This is a genomic window from Anaerococcus sp. HMSC068A02 (genome assembly GCF_001811125.1).
GTDB classification, from domain to species: Bacteria; Bacillota; Clostridia; order Tissierellales; family Peptoniphilaceae; genus Anaerococcus; species Anaerococcus vaginalis_C.
The window spans coordinates 100,950-115,208 of the sequence record NZ_KV803714.1; the positions used below are offsets into that span (position 1 = coordinate 100,950).

19 protein-coding genes are annotated in these 14,259 nt (G+C 26.0%); 18 read left to right on the top strand and 1 reads right to left on the bottom strand.

The annotated features are described in order from the left end of the window. The first annotated feature begins 10 nt into the window (after positions 1 to 10). From HMPREF2782_RS01660 to HMPREF2782_RS01680, 5 genes are read left to right on the top strand one after another with little or no spacing between them, the layout of a single operon-like run. The gene (locus HMPREF2782_RS01660) at positions 11 to 685 is read left to right on the top strand and encodes a YggS family pyridoxal phosphate-dependent enzyme (protein WP_004838779.1); all 675 of its coding nucleotides are present in this window, start codon (positions 11 to 13) and stop codon (positions 683 to 685) included. Continuing rightward, positions 675 to 1,250, top strand: coding sequence for a cell division protein SepF (locus HMPREF2782_RS01665; RefSeq protein ID WP_039920492.1), 576 nt, complete (start codon positions 675 to 677; stop codon positions 1,248 to 1,250). The genes HMPREF2782_RS01660 and HMPREF2782_RS01665 overlap by 11 nt, the downstream gene beginning before the upstream one ends. A 22-nt stretch (positions 1,251 to 1,272) precedes the next feature. Beyond that, a complete protein-coding gene (locus HMPREF2782_RS01670; protein ID WP_070640435.1) occupies positions 1,273 to 2,040 on the top strand; it encodes a YlmH/Sll1252 family protein in 768 nt (255 codons plus the stop codon). Then, on the top strand, positions 2,037 to 2,504 hold the full coding sequence (gene lspA / locus HMPREF2782_RS01675; protein WP_004838782.1) for a signal peptidase II: 468 nt from the start codon (positions 2,037 to 2,039) through the stop codon (positions 2,502 to 2,504). Before HMPREF2782_RS01670 ends, lspA begins: the two co-directional genes overlap by 4 nt. Continuing rightward, positions 2,482 to 3,168 (top strand): uracil-DNA glycosylase, encoded by a 687-nt coding sequence (locus HMPREF2782_RS01680; RefSeq protein WP_070605495.1) that lies wholly within the window; start codon positions 2,482 to 2,484, stop codon positions 3,166 to 3,168. Before lspA ends, HMPREF2782_RS01680 begins: the two co-directional genes overlap by 23 nt. A 5-nt stretch (positions 3,169 to 3,173) precedes the next feature. On the opposite strand, the gene HMPREF2782_RS01685 is transcribed toward HMPREF2782_RS01680, so the two are convergent. Then, positions 3,174 to 4,094 (bottom strand): ribonuclease H-like domain-containing protein, encoded by a 921-nt coding sequence (locus HMPREF2782_RS01685; protein ID WP_070605496.1) that lies wholly within the window; start codon positions 4,092 to 4,094, stop codon positions 3,174 to 3,176. Positions 4,095 to 4,167: 73 nt separating this feature from the next. On the opposite strand from HMPREF2782_RS01685, the gene HMPREF2782_RS01690 reads away from it, so the two are divergent. The 13 genes from HMPREF2782_RS01690 (at position 4,168) to alaS (ending at position 14,258) form a co-directional block, all read left to right on the top strand. Beyond that, the gene (locus HMPREF2782_RS01690; RefSeq protein ID WP_070640437.1) at positions 4,168 to 5,286 is read left to right on the top strand and encodes a cysteine desulfurase family protein; all 1,119 of its coding nucleotides are present in this window, start codon (positions 4,168 to 4,170) and stop codon (positions 5,284 to 5,286) included. Next, positions 5,286 to 6,452 carry a tRNA uracil 4-sulfurtransferase ThiI gene (gene thiI, locus HMPREF2782_RS01695; protein WP_070640439.1) on the top strand — a complete coding sequence of 389 codons (1,167 nt, stop codon included), beginning with the start codon at positions 5,286 to 5,288 and terminating at the stop codon, positions 6,450 to 6,452. The genes HMPREF2782_RS01690 and thiI overlap by 1 nt, the downstream gene beginning before the upstream one ends. Before the next feature lie 99 nt (positions 6,453 to 6,551). Continuing rightward, positions 6,552 to 6,863: a 50S ribosomal protein L21 gene (rplU, locus tag HMPREF2782_RS01700; RefSeq protein ID WP_004838787.1), complete on the top strand. Its 312-nt coding sequence runs from the start codon at positions 6,552 to 6,554 to the stop codon at positions 6,861 to 6,863. Next, positions 6,863 to 7,174, top strand: a complete 312-nt coding sequence (locus tag HMPREF2782_RS01705; protein WP_070640441.1) for a ribosomal-processing cysteine protease Prp — start codon at positions 6,863 to 6,865, stop codon at positions 7,172 to 7,174. The genes rplU and HMPREF2782_RS01705 overlap by 1 nt, the downstream gene beginning before the upstream one ends. A gap of 1 nt (position 7,175) precedes the next feature. Continuing rightward, on the top strand, positions 7,176 to 7,469 hold the full coding sequence (gene rpmA, locus HMPREF2782_RS01710) for a 50S ribosomal protein L27 (RefSeq protein ID WP_004838789.1): 294 nt from the start codon (positions 7,176 to 7,178) through the stop codon (positions 7,467 to 7,469). A 56-nt stretch (positions 7,470 to 7,525) separates the two neighbouring features. After that, on the top strand, positions 7,526 to 8,809 hold the full coding sequence (gene obgE / locus HMPREF2782_RS01715) for a GTPase ObgE (protein WP_070640443.1): 1,284 nt from the start codon (positions 7,526 to 7,528) through the stop codon (positions 8,807 to 8,809). A gap of 8 nt (positions 8,810 to 8,817) precedes the next feature. Continuing rightward, positions 8,818 to 9,105: a ribosome assembly RNA-binding protein YhbY gene (yhbY, locus tag HMPREF2782_RS01720; protein WP_070640446.1), complete on the top strand. Its 288-nt coding sequence runs from the start codon at positions 8,818 to 8,820 to the stop codon at positions 9,103 to 9,105. After that, a complete protein-coding gene (gene nadD, locus HMPREF2782_RS01725; RefSeq protein ID WP_070640447.1) occupies positions 9,105 to 9,698 on the top strand; it encodes a nicotinate (nicotinamide) nucleotide adenylyltransferase in 594 nt (197 codons plus the stop codon). The genes yhbY and nadD overlap by 1 nt, the downstream gene beginning before the upstream one ends. Beyond that, positions 9,691 to 10,251 (top strand): bis(5'-nucleosyl)-tetraphosphatase (symmetrical) YqeK, encoded by a 561-nt coding sequence (gene yqeK, locus HMPREF2782_RS01730; RefSeq protein ID WP_019117684.1) that lies wholly within the window; start codon positions 9,691 to 9,693, stop codon positions 10,249 to 10,251. Before nadD ends, yqeK begins: the two co-directional genes overlap by 8 nt. Continuing rightward, on the top strand, positions 10,244 to 10,555 hold the full coding sequence (rsfS, locus tag HMPREF2782_RS01735) for a ribosome silencing factor (protein ID WP_070640450.1): 312 nt from the start codon (positions 10,244 to 10,246) through the stop codon (positions 10,553 to 10,555). Before yqeK ends, rsfS begins: the two co-directional genes overlap by 8 nt. A gap of 24 nt (positions 10,556 to 10,579) precedes the next feature. After that, positions 10,580 to 11,218, top strand: coding sequence for a DUF655 domain-containing protein (locus HMPREF2782_RS01740; protein ID WP_070640452.1), 639 nt, complete (start codon positions 10,580 to 10,582; stop codon positions 11,216 to 11,218). Positions 11,219 to 11,227: 9 nt separating this feature from the next. Next, positions 11,228 to 11,632, top strand: a complete 405-nt coding sequence (locus HMPREF2782_RS01745; RefSeq protein ID WP_004838796.1) for an RrF2 family transcriptional regulator — start codon at positions 11,228 to 11,230, stop codon at positions 11,630 to 11,632. Between the two features lie 13 nt (positions 11,633 to 11,645). Beyond that, on the top strand, positions 11,646 to 14,258 hold the full coding sequence (alaS, locus tag HMPREF2782_RS01750; protein ID WP_070640454.1) for an alanine--tRNA ligase: 2,613 nt from the start codon (positions 11,646 to 11,648) through the stop codon (positions 14,256 to 14,258). The last annotated feature ends 1 nt before the right edge of the window (position 14,259 follow it).

Genomic DNA, 14,259 nt, shown 5'->3' on the forward strand with positions numbered 1-14,259 from the left:
TGGATGTGTTATGAGTATAAAAGATAATATTGATGATTTAAAAAAAGACTTAGAAAATTATGATGCTAATCTTTTGGCTGTAACAAAAACTCATGGAATAGATAAAATTATGGAAGTTTACAATTACGGTTTAAGGGATTTTGGAGAAAATAAAGTTCAAGAATTAATAGAAAAAAAAGAAAAAATGCCAGAAGATATTAATTGGCATTTGATAGGTCATTTACAAACTAATAAGGTTAATAAAATTGTAGGAGAGGTTTCTTTAATTCATTCTGTTGATTCTTTAAAAATTTTAAAAAAGATTAATAGCCGTGCAAAATCTTTATCAATTGTTCAAGATTGTTTGATACAAGTAAATATTTCAAAAGAAGAAACAAAGTCAGGATTTTTTGTTGACGAGATTGATAAAGTTATTGAAGAGGCTTCAAAATTAGATAATATTAACATAAAAGGTTTAATGACTATGGCTCCTAATACAGAAGATGAAAATCTTATTAGAAATTGCTTTAGGGAACTTAAAAAAATATTCGAAAAATTATCCAATTTAAGTTATAATAATATTGAAATGAAATATCTTTCTATGGGAATGACTCATGATTATAAAATAGCTCTTGAAGAAGGAGCTAATATAATTAGAGTTGGATCAAAAATATTTGGTAAAAGGATGTATAAAAATGTTAGATAAATTTAAAGAATTTATAGGAATTGACGATGATTACGATGAATATGATGAGGAAGTTGATGAAGAGGAAGAAGTAGAAAAAACTAGCGAAAAAACTGAAAAAACTTATAGCCCTAGCTCAACTTATGATTTTAGTAGTACAATGAGCTCAGATAACGCTAAGACAAGCTCCTATTCATCATTTTCAAATGATTATTCTTCTAATAACAAAGCTAGAAAAATTAGGGGAGGAGACAATATAGTTAGTATGAATAGTAATAATAGAAGCTTCGGAAAAAGCACATCAAATTCTTTTAGAATTTCTATTCAAGAACCATTAAGCTACGATGAAGATGGTCCAAAAATTGTTGATGATATTTTAGATAAAAAAGTTGTAGTATTAAATCTTGAAATGCTTGAAGTTGACAAAAAAAGACAAATTTTAGATTTTGTATCTGGTGCTGTTTATGCTCTTGAAGGAACAGTAGAAAAAGTTTCTAAAGGAATTTTTGTAATTTGTCCAAAGGGCGTAGATATTGATAATTATGTAGAAGATCAAATTTCTAGCGGAAATTACAATCAATTATAATTTGTAATTTAATAAATCTTTTATGAAATTAGAATATAATATTGATTTTGTTGAAGATAAGTCTGTCAAAGCAAATATAAAAAAAGCTATCTCTTTATTAGAAAAATCATTTTATACTAGAAAGGAAGTTTCAAGTTTTTTCTTAAATCCATTTGAGATTTCTGTATTAAATGATATAGCAAAAATTAATAATATAGAGATAGTTTTTTTGTCATGCAATGAATCTAGCGAAAGACAAATATTTGTTGCAAATCCTTATTCAAATGAAATTAATAATAAAGACTACATAAGTGTATTAGAATTCAAAAAAAATAATATAAAACATCCAGATGTCCTTGGAGCACTTTTAAATTTAGGTCTTGCAAGAAATGATATTGGGGATATTTATGTTGGAGATGAAATTTGCGAATTTGTAGTTTTAAATAAGGATAAGGATTTTGTTAAATTTAACCTAAGTAAAATAAAAAATGAAAGAGTAAATATTGATTTTAAAAAAGATAATATTTTAAATTTGCCAAAAATTGATTATATAGACAATAGAGGATTTGTTTCTTCGCTTAGACTTGATAATATTGTTAGTGAATTTATAAATCTTTCAAGGTCAAAGGCAAAAATTTTAATTCAAAGAAGGTTAGTTAAGGTTAATTATCAAATTATTGATAATCCTTCAAAAATTATTGATGAAGATTCTTTAATATCAATTAGAAAAGAAGGCAGATTTATTTTTGATAAGGTAATAGGAAAGAGTAAAAAAGATAATTATCACATAGAATATAGGAAGTATAAATGATTTACACAATTTTAATAATTATTGGAATAATACTAGATAGGTTTACAAAAGCCTATGCAATATCACATTTTATTGAAAATCCAGTTTTTACAAATTTTATTAATTTTCTTTATGTAGAAAACAGGGGGGCGGCTTTTGGAATATTGCAAAATAAGAGAATATTTTTTCTTATATTGACTTTAGTTGTTGTTATTTATTTATTGTATTATTTCATTAGAAACATAAAAAGCAATCCAAAATTATTAAACATTTCATTATCTTTAATTGTTTCTGGAGCTTTAGGGAATTTCTATGACAGATTATTTCATGGATTTGTTGTAGATTTTATAGAATTTTCTTTTTTTGATTTTCCAGTTTTTAATGTAGCAGATATTTTGGTTACAACTGGATCAGTTTTGTTGATTATTTTTATAATTTTCGGAAAAATGGATGGAGAAGAAAATGTCAGTTCAAATAGGAAATGATTGGGATGAAATTTTAAAAGATGAATGGAAAAAAGATTATTATATTAGATTAAGAAAAAATCTTATTAATGAATATAAAAATTATACAATTTATCCAAATATGTATGATATTTTTAATGCATTAAAAAAAGTTTCTTATGAAGATACAAAAGTTGTAATATTAGGACAAGATCCTTACCATGGTGTGGGGCAAGCTCATGGATTTTCTTTTTCTGTTCAAGAAGGTATAAAAACACCTCCATCATTGTTAAATATTTACAAAGAATTACATGATGATTTAGGCTTATATATACCTAATAATGGAAATTTAATTAAATGGGCTAATCAAGGAGTTTTGTTATTAAATTCCACATTAACAGTTAGAGCTCATCAAGCAAATTCTCACAAAGACATAGGGTGGACAATATTAACTGATAATATTATAAAATTATTAAATCAAAGAGAAAAACCTCTTGTATTTATTCTTTGGGGCAAGTTTGCTCAATCTAAAGAAGAGCTAATAACAAATAATAGACATTTAATTTTAAAAAGTGCTCACCCATCTCCATTCGCAGCTCATAGAGGATTTTTTGGTTCAAAACCATTTTCAAAAACCAATGATTTTTTAATAAAAAATAATATGAGTCCAATTGATTGGCAAATAGAAGAGACTGTTGCAAAATGATTTATTCATTCTGTAACAGTCTCTTTTTCGATTAAAAATTTCATAATATTTAAGATATTTTCACAAGAAAAAATCTTATCTTCCATTATGGATATTAAATTTTTATTTATTTTATACTTTCCTTTATTTTCGATATTAAAATTATTAACTGTTACAAAACCCGATGAATTTTTTGATAATTTCCCATACAAAACTATAATTTTTAATTCAATAGAATAGTCGTTAATATTTAATGAATAGTTTTCTCCACGAAAATATGATTTTTTTAAAATTTTATTGGAAATAAAATTTATATAGGCAATATCCTTATCAATATAAGCACTATCTAAGTGAATTTTGTAATTATTTATTTCAAATGAAAGTTCATCATTAATAATTTCTTCAATGTTAGCAATAGCTTCTGTTGCTATTAAGTCATTTTTATTATGAATTAATATAGGCCGTGGATTGTTCCTATTTTTAATATCATCACTTAATTTACTAATAACCTTGTATCGAGATGGGTCATTTCTTTCTATTCCAACAATTTTTTCAATATTAGTAAGTTTCATAGAATCAAATTCAATTAATTTTCTTTTATTCTTTATAATTTTATAAAGGTCCAAATTAATTTGCCATATTGGTTCTTCTTTATTTTCTATTAATCTAATATTTAAAAAAGGTAGGTCAAAAATATCTCCATTATAGGTTATTAATTTTTTGTTTTGAATTTTTTCTTTATAAATTTTTAATAATTTTACTTCTTCTTTATCATTTTTTGAAAAATATTGGTCTATATAAAATTTATTTTTTTTATAATCAAAATATATTAGTCCTAAAACTACAAGCTTATCTTTTTTTGGATCAAGTCCTGTAGTTTCAATATCTAAAATACATTCATCTTTTTTTAAATTTTTCCCATAAAAAGGGTATCTAACACATAACATACTTATACTATACCTTATATTTGATTTATTTTCTTTCTAATAATATAATAAATAAGTTAAAGGATGTGATAAAATGATATATTTAGATAATGCTGCTACAACAAAAATGTATGATGAAGTTATTGATATAGAAAAAGATTTTGAAAAAAATTTTTTTGCCAATCCATCAGCCTTACATAGTTTTGGTATGGATGTGGAAAATAAAGTAAAAGAGGCTAGAAAAATTATTTCCTCTTATATAAATGCAAATGAAAGTGAAATTTATTTTACAAAAGGAGCAACAGAATCCAATAATATAGTAATAAATTCATTAGCAGGCGAAAATAATAAGGCAATAACAACAAAATTAGAACATTCGTCTGTTATTGATGCTTTTGATAATTCAATTTATAAGGAAGTAAAACTTATTTCAAATGATGAATTTGGATTTGTTGATGTTGATAAATTAGAAAAAGCTATTGATGAAAAAACAAAATTAGTATCAATAATTTATGTTCAAAATGAAATAGGAAGTATTCAAGATATAAGAAAAATTTCTGATGTCATTAAGAAAAAAAATAAGGATATTTTATTTCATATAGATGCAACTCAAGCATTAGGTAAAATTTCATGTGATGTAAAAAAATTAGGAGTTGATGCTATGAGCTTTTCATCACATAAAGTTCATGGACCAAAAGGAATTGGTGGTTTATATATTAAAAATTCCTTTAAAAATAAAATTAAACCCTTAATGTATGGGGGAAGGCAAGAAATATTTTCTTCAGGAACAACCAATGCTCCTGCAATTTACAGCTTTGCTAAGGCATTAGAATTATCAAAAGAAAAAGAAGATTTTTCTTATGTTAAAAATTTAAATATTTATTTAAGAAATAAAATTTTGGATAAATTTTCTGATATTCAAGTAAATTCTCCCTTAGAAAATTCAAGCCCTTATATATTAAATATATCTTTTGGTAAAATAAAATCAGAAGTTTTACTTCACATGCTAGAATCAGATGAAATTTATGTATCAAGCGGTTCAGCTTGCTCAAAAGGAAATAATAGCAGGATACTTTCAGCACTTAATTTAAATGAAAAATATATTGATGGAGCTATTAGATTTTCATTTTCAAATGATATTTCCATCGAAGATTTGGATTTTGTAGCTGAGAAATTATATGCTTATGTAGAAGAAATAAGAAAGGTGTTTTAATGGAAGATTTACTATCAGTAAGCTTTGGGGAATTGTTTTTAAAAGGAAAAAATAGAAATAAATTTTTTAAGGCTGCAATCGATAATATAAAAAGAAATATAAAAGACATTGGCTATGAAGATATGTATCTTGAAAGCTCAAAATTATATATAAATGCCGATAAAAATGATTTTGATGATCTTATTAGAGAAATAAAAAAAGTTTTTGGAATAATTTATATTTCCGAGATAAAAAGATGCGATAAAAAAATCGAATCAATTGAAGATGCTTTAAAAGAAATCTTGGATAATATGGATATAAAAAATAAAAGTTTTAAAGTTATAACAAATAGAGTTGATAAATCATTTGAAATAAAATCTCCAGAATTTTCACAAATGATTGGCGGATTTATTTTAAAAAATTATGCAAAAGAAAATAATTTAAAAGTTGATGTTCATAATCCTGATTTTAAAGTTTTTATTGACATTAAAAAATACGCCTATGTTTATGCAAATAGGCACGAAGGAATTGGAGGACTTCCACTTGGATCAAGTGGAAATGGATTATTGTTATTGTCAGGAGGAATTGATTCACCAGTTGCAGGATTTATGATGGCAAAAAGAGGAATGAGAATTAATTGTTTGCATTTTCATTCTTATCCATTTACATCAAAAAGAGCTTTGCAAAAAGCTATAGATTTAGGAAAAATATTATCCCAATACACTGGTAAAATGAGAATATATTCTGTAAATATGGCAGAAATTTACAAGTCAATAAATAAAAATTGCCATAGAAATCAAACAACAATTTTATCAAGAAGATTTATGATGAGAATAGCTGAAAAAATTTCAGAAAAAAATAGTTATGATGCTTTAATTACAGGAGAAAGTTTAGGTCAGGTTGCAAGCCAAACAGTAGAGTCTATGACTGTAATAGAAGATGCAACAAAACTTCCAATTTTTAAACCATTAATTGCGCTTGATAAAACAGAAATAATAGATAGGGCACTATTCATTGGTTCTTATGAAAAAAGTATTGAACCTTATGATGATTGTTGCTCAATTTTTGCCCCATCAAATCCAATTACAAAACCAAAATTAAAATATATAAAAGAAAGTGAAAGTAATTTAGATATTGAAAATCTAGAAAATAAGGCAATTGAAAATATGGAAATATTTGATATATAAGTTGACAAAACTTGTATTTATTGGTAATATATTATGGTAAACCGCTCAGTATGGGTACTGATCACCTTGACTGGCGAGAATCTAAATAGGAGGTGTACTATGTACGCTATAATTAAGACAGGTGGAAAACAATATAAAGTATCAGAAGGCGATCTAGTTAGAGTTGAAAAACTTAATGCAGAAATAGGAGATAGTGTAAGCTTTGAAGATGTACTATTAGTAAAAAGTGATAGTGATTTAAAAGTTGGAACTCCAATAGTTGAAAATGCAAAAGTTGAAGCTACTGTAAAAGATCAAGCTAAAGACAAAAAAATAGTTGTGTTTAAATATAGACCTAAAAAAGCATCAAAAACTAAAAAAGGTCATAGACAACCATATACTTTAGTTGAAATTAACAATATTTCTTGTTAATGATTGATGTTACTTTATTAATAAAAAATGAAAAAAGATTAGGATTTGCAATAAAAGGTCATGCAAATTTTGATCAACACGGATATGATATAGTTTGTGCTGCAGTATCAATTTTATCATACACAGCAGTAAATACCTTAGATTATTACGAATTAGAATTTGATTTTTTTGATGATGATAATGAAATGAAAGTTTCATTAGAAAATCCTAATGAAAAATCAGAAATTATTTTAAATAATTTTGAAATAGGTATTAAAACTTTACTCACAAATTATAATGAATATGTTAATTTAAATTATAGGGAGGTTTAGGATGTTTTTAAACATAAACTTACAAAGATTTTCTAGTAAAAAAGGAGTTTCTTCTTCTAAAAACGGTAGAGATTCTAATGCAAAAAGACTTGGCGTTAAAAGAGCTGATGGACAAACAGTAAATGCTGGAACAATTATCGTTAGACAAAGAGGAACAAAAATTCACCCTGGCGAAAATGTAAAAAAAGGTGGCGATGACACACTTTTTGCTGTATGCCAAGGAGTAGTTAAATTTGAAAGAAAAGGAAAAAATAGAAAACAAGTTTCTGTATATCCAAAGCAAGACATTGCTTAATAGAGAACTAGCTTGCCCACGGGCAAGCTTTTTTTGTAAAAAGGAAATTTACACCAATGATTGATTATGCAAAAATCGAACTTCAAGCGGGAAAAGGTGGAGATGGTGCAGTCGCCTTCAGAAGAGAAAAATATGAACCTACAGGAGGGCCTGCAGGTGGAGATGGAGGAGATGGAGCAAGTATTTATATAAAAGCTACAAATTCCCTTTCAACCCTTGAAGAATATAGATATAAAACAAAATATAAAGCAACAAATGGCGAAGACGGTATGGGTAAAAAAAGATTTGGAAAAAAAGGAGAAGATCTTTATTTATATGTACCAGTTGGAACAATTGTTAGAGAAAGTACAAGCGGAAAAATTATAAAAGATTTGAAAAAAAATGGAGAAGAATTTCTAATAGCAAAAGGTGGCAAAGGTGGAAAAGGAAATGTTCATTACAAATCTTCCACAAGGCAGGCTCCACGTTTTGCTCAAAATGGAAAAGAAGGTCAAAAAATAACTATAAGCCTTGAGCTTAAAATTTTGGCTGATGTCGGTTTGGTTGGACTTCCAAATGTAGGAAAATCAACCTTGATTTCTGTTATTTCTAAAGCAAAACCAAAAATTGCAAATTACCATTTTACAACTCTTGATCCAAATCTAGGAGTCGTTAAAATTGATAAAGAAAGATCTTTTATAGTTGCTGACATTCCAGGACTAATAGAAGGTGCCAATGAAGGCTTAGGTCTTGGCCATGATTTTTTAAAACACGTTCAAAGATGTAAAATTCTTGTTCATTTAGTAGACATTTCAGGTTTTGAAGGACGAGATCCTATTGAAGATTTTGAGCTTATAAATAAGGAATTAAAATTATTTGATGAAAATCTTTATAACAAATATCAAATAGTTGCTCTTAATAAATCAGACTTAGATTTTAATGAAAATTATAAAAAGTTTGAAGAAAAATACTCAGATAAATATAAAATTTTTAGAATTTCAGCTGCTACAACAAATGGAATCAAAGATTTGATTGATGAAGTTTCAAGAGTTTTATATAATTTTGAAGATGAACAATACGATCTTGATGAAAAAGTCGATGAAGCTTATCTTGAAGAATTTTATGATAGGTCAATTGCAAGTGATGAATTAAATTTTGAAATAGAAGATGGGATTTATGTTTGCAACGGATATAGAATCGATAAGCTTTTAGAAAAAGTTAATTTAGATGATTATGATAGTCGTATGTATTTCGAAAAAAATCTAAGAGAAATGGGTGTTTTTGAAAAATTTGTAGAAATGGGAATCCAAGAAGGAGATTCTGTTGCTATAGGAGATATAGTTTTTGATTATTATGAATAGGAGATAAAATGATTTCAGGAAAAGAAAGATCATATTTAAAATCTTTAGCTCATGATTTAAAGCCAATTGTTAATATAGGAAAAAATTCATTAACTGATGAGGTAATTACTTCAATTGATGAGGCTTTGGAAAAAAGAGAGCTTATAAAAATAAAAATACTAAACAATAACTTAGACGATAATGATGAAATTGTTGATGAAGTTATTGAAAAATTAAATTGTGAATTCGTTTCTCATTTAGGTAATATTTTTACCATATATAGAGAAAGCAAGAAAAATAAAAAGATAGATTTATAATGAAAATTGGTCTATTTGGTGGTACATTTGACCCAATTCATATTGGACACATGATATTGATGGAAAATGTGATTAATAATTTGGATTTGGATAAAATATATGTTCTTCCAAATTCAAATCCACCACACAAATTAGAAAATAAAAAAACAGCCTTAAATTTAAGGCTAAAAATGGTAAATGAAACAATAAAAGACAATCCAAAACTAGAAATAAATGATTATGATTATAGAGATAATGAAATTCACTATACCTTTGATACAATTAATTATTTTAAAAAATCTTATCCTAATGATGAATTTTTCTTTATAATGGGCGAAGATTCATTTCTTGATATTGAAAAATGGAAAAATTACAAAGAAATATTAAAAGAAAATTTGATTATTTTTAAAAGATATAGCAACAAAAATTTTTCTCTTATATCTAAAATAAATCAAGTAAGAAAGTATAATAAAAATATATACCTAATTGATAATATAGCTTTAGATATTTCATCAACTTTAATAAGAAACTTAGTAAAAGAAAATAAAAGTATCAGATATTTGGTAAATGATGAAGTTATAAATATCATTAAAGAGGAGAAATTGTATGTTTGATTTTTCTAAATATAAAGACAAGCTTAAAAATGATATTGGAGAAAAAAGATTTAATCATGTAATCAGAGTTAAGGATATGGCTTTAAAAATCAATAAAAATATAGATATTGAGAAAATAAAAACAGCAGCTTTATTACACGATTGTGCAAAATATAATGAAAAATATTATTTAGATAAGTATAAGAAATATTGTGATTTTTCAAATGAAATTATTAGCAATAAAGCAATTTTACATTCATTTTTAGGACCTATTGTTGCTAAATATGAATATGGTGTAGATGATGAAGAAATTTTAAATGCAATTAAATATCATACTACTGGAAAAGAAAATATGACTGATTTTGAAAAAATAATTTTTCTTGCAGATGCTTGCGAAGAAAATAGAAATTATGAAGGTGTAGATAAATTAAGAGAGTTAGCCTTTAAAAATTTGGATGATGCTGTTTTATTTAGCTTAGATGGAACTATAAAGTCACTGGTTGATAGGAAGATGGTAATATTTCCTTTGACTATAAAAGCAAGAAATTATTTATTAAGGGAGAAAAATGGGTAAATTAGATATTATAGTAAAAACTTTAGAAGATAAACAAGCTTATGATATTAAAGTTATTGATCTTGAAAATAAATCTTCAATAGCTGATTATTTTGTACTTGCTACTGGAAATTCAATTAATCAAAATAAAGCTTTAATAGAATATATTGAGGAAAATCTTAAAAAAGAAGGATTTGAAGTTTTATCTATTGAAGGATTGAGAGAAGGAAAATGGATTTTAATGGACTGTGGAGAAGTGATAGTTCATATATTTTCATCAAATCAAAGAGAATTTTATAATATAGAAGATTTATGGGAGTCATAAATTATCGTTTAATAGAGGTATTTTATGGAAACTGATAAAAAAGATAAGATTATCATTGCTTTGATAATTGGAATTGTTATTGTTATATCTCGAAATTTTGTTTCAAGTCAAAATAATGATGAGCTTGTATTTGAAAAACAAGGCTTATCAATTGAAATGAAATCAACTGATGATAAGAAAAATAATGATGATAATAAACTAAATTCTGAATCTAAAAATTCTATTAAAAAAGTACATATTAGTGGTGAAATTAATAAGCCTGGAGTTTATCAAATAAATGAAGATTATAGATTAGAGGATTTAGTAAATGATGCGGGAGGGCTTACTGAAAACGCTGATATTGATAAAATAAATTTGGCATTAAAGCTTGAAGATCAAATGAGAATAATAATTCCAAACATCAATGACAAAAATAATGATGTGGAAGTTTCTACAAATCAACTTATTAGTCCCGTAGAAAAAATTGACGATAAAAAAGTTAATATTAACAAAGCTGATAAGGCTCAGTTGATGACTTTGCCAAATATTGGAGAAAAAAGAGCGCAAGCTATTATCGAATATAGAGAAAAAAACAAATTTAATAAGATTGAAGATATTAAAAATGTATCTGGCATTGGGGATAAGTATTTTGAAGCGATGAAAGATATGATAGTGATAGATTGAGGAGTAAATATGAAATTATCAACTAGAGGTAGGTATGGACTTAGAGCTATACATTATTTAGCAGAAAATGAAGATAATGGATATATTTCAGTTTCTGATATTTCTAATGCCTTAAAGTTGCCAGAAAATTACTTAGAACAATTAATAAGAATACTAAAAAGAAATAATTTAGTAATATCAGCAAGAGGTGCTAAGGGAGGTTACAAACTTTCTAGAAATTCAAGTGAAATTACAGTTGGAGATGTTTTGAGAGTATTGGAAGGCGAAATGACCTCAAGTGAATGCGTAGCTGATAGAAATAACTGTAATAATTCGGAATGTGAAGCTTATTATGTTTTTGCAAAAATTGATGATGCTATCAACAAGGCAGTTAATTCAATAACTATAAAAGATATGGTTAATGAAAAACTATAAATAGGAGAAAATTATGAGAAAACTAGGAATGAACGAACTTAGAAAAGAATATTTGAATTTTTTTGGCTCTAAAAAAAATCATACAGTATTAAAATCATTTTCTTTGATACCAGAAGATGATGAATCATTACTTTTGATTAATGCTGGTATGGCACCATTAAAAAAATATTTTACTGGCGAAAAGAAAATGAAAAATAACAGAGCTACATCTTCACAAAGATGTATAAGGACTGGAGATATTGAAAGAGTTGGAATAACTGAAAGGCATGGAACTTTTTTTGAAATGCTTGGCAATTTTTCTTTTGGAGATTATTTTAAGAGAGAAGCTATACATTGGGCATACGAATTTTTAACAGTTAATCTTGAAATTGATAAAAATCTTTTGTGGGTTTCAGTTTATGAAAATGATGATGAAGCATTTGATATTTGGCATGACGAAATAGGAATTGCCAAAGATAGAATTTTAAGATTTGGAAAAGAAGATAATTTTTGGGAACTAGAAGTAGGTCCATGTGGCCCAGATTCAGAAATTTTTGTTGACAGAGGTATAGAAAAAGCTGTTGATGAAAATGATAATAAACCAGGAAATGATGATTCAGATAGGTTTATGGAAGTTTGGAACTTAGTTTTCACTCAATTTAATAAAAACGCAAATAAGGAATATATACCATTAGCTCATCCAAATATTGATACAGGAATGGGACTTGAAAGAATGGCAATGGTTCTTCAAAATAAAGACAATATTTTTGAGGTTGATGTAAACCAAAATATTATCAAAGAAATTGAAGAATTATCAAATAAAAAATACAAGGAAAATAAAAAAGATGATATTTCTATAAGAGTTATTGCAGATCACGCTAAAGCTATGACTTTTATGGTATCAGACGGCATTCAACCTTCAAATGAAAAAAGAGGATATGTTTTAAGAAGACTAATAAGAAGAGCATTTAGACATGGAAAACTATTAGGAATTGAAGGAGAATTTTTATCATCTATTGTTGATTGCGTTATTGATTCTTATAAAGTTGAGTATGATGAACTTACAAAAAATAGAGAAAAAATCATTAATATTATAGAAAAAGAAGAAGAAAATTTCCAAAAAACAATTGACAGTGGTCTGGATATTTTAAATTCTTATATTAAAGAATTAAAAGAAAATAATAAAGATATACTTAGAGGTAAAGATGCATTTAAATTGTACGATACTTACGGTTTTCCATTAGATTTGACAAAAGAAATTCTTGACGAAAATGATTTAAAAGTTGATACAAAAGAATTTGATGAATATATGGAAAATCAAAGAAATCTTGCAAGAAATGCAAGAAAATCTGATGCAGGTTGGTCTCTTGAATCGATAAATGTAGATGAATTTAAACAAACAGAATTTGTAGGTTATGAAAATTTTGAAATCAAAGCAAACATTATTGGCTTATTTGATAATAAAGAAAAAGTAAACTTTATAAAAAAAGGTCATAAGGGTATAATTGTAAGTGATAAGACTTCTTTTTATGCAGAAGGTGGCGGACAAGTAGCTGATACAGGATTTATTATCACAGATGATGCAAAAGCAAGAGTTTATAATGTACAAAAGAAAAAAGATGTTATACTTCATTATGTTGAAGTTGAAGAAGGTAAATTAGAATTTTGTAATGCATTATTTAAAGTTAATAAACAAAGAAGATTAGATATAACAAGAAACCATACTGCAACACATTTACTAGATCAAGCTTTGAGAAATTTATTAAGTGATGAAGTTAAGCAAGCTGGATCATTAGTAGATGAATATAAATTAAGATTTGATTTTACTTATCCAAATGCTTTAACTAAGGATGAAATCAAGAAAATAGAAGATGAAGTAAATGAAAAAATCAGAGAACAATTGCCTGTAAAAAAAGAAATTATGTCTTATAAAGAATCAGAAAAACTTGGAGCTATAGGTTTATTTGAAGATAAATATAAAGATATGGTTAGAGTTGTTTCAGTTTCTGATTATTCAAAAGAATTATGTGGTGGATGTCATGTAAATAATTCATCTGAGATTTTAATGTTTAAAATAATTCAAGAATCATCTGCAGCTTCAGGCATAAGAAGAATTGAAGCTATAACAGGAAAAAAAGTTTATGAATATTTAAATAATAATATAGAATTAATTAACTCAATTTCTGATGAATTAAAAACAAACCCTAAAAATATATTGTCAAGAGCTAAATCTTTAAATGAAGAAATAAAACAGCTCAAAGATGACATTCAAAAGCTAAAGGAATTCAATGAAAAAGATATTTATAAAGATATGGAAAGTGAAGTTAAGGATATTAATGGTATAAATCTTTTAGTTCACAAATTTGATAATGAAGATCTTGATACATTGAGAAATTTTGAAAACAGAATAAAAGACAAATACAAAGATTTAATAATTGTATTTGCTACTGTAAAAGATAATAAAATAATCTTTACAGCATCTGTTTCTGATTCATTAACAGATAAATACAATGCAGGAAAAATTGTCAAAGAAGTTAGTAAAATAACAGGTGGAAATGGTGGAGGAAAGAAAAATTTCGCTCAAGCTGGAGGTAAAGATATTTCTAAACTAGATGAAGCTTTAGAAAAAGTTTATGATTTAATATAAG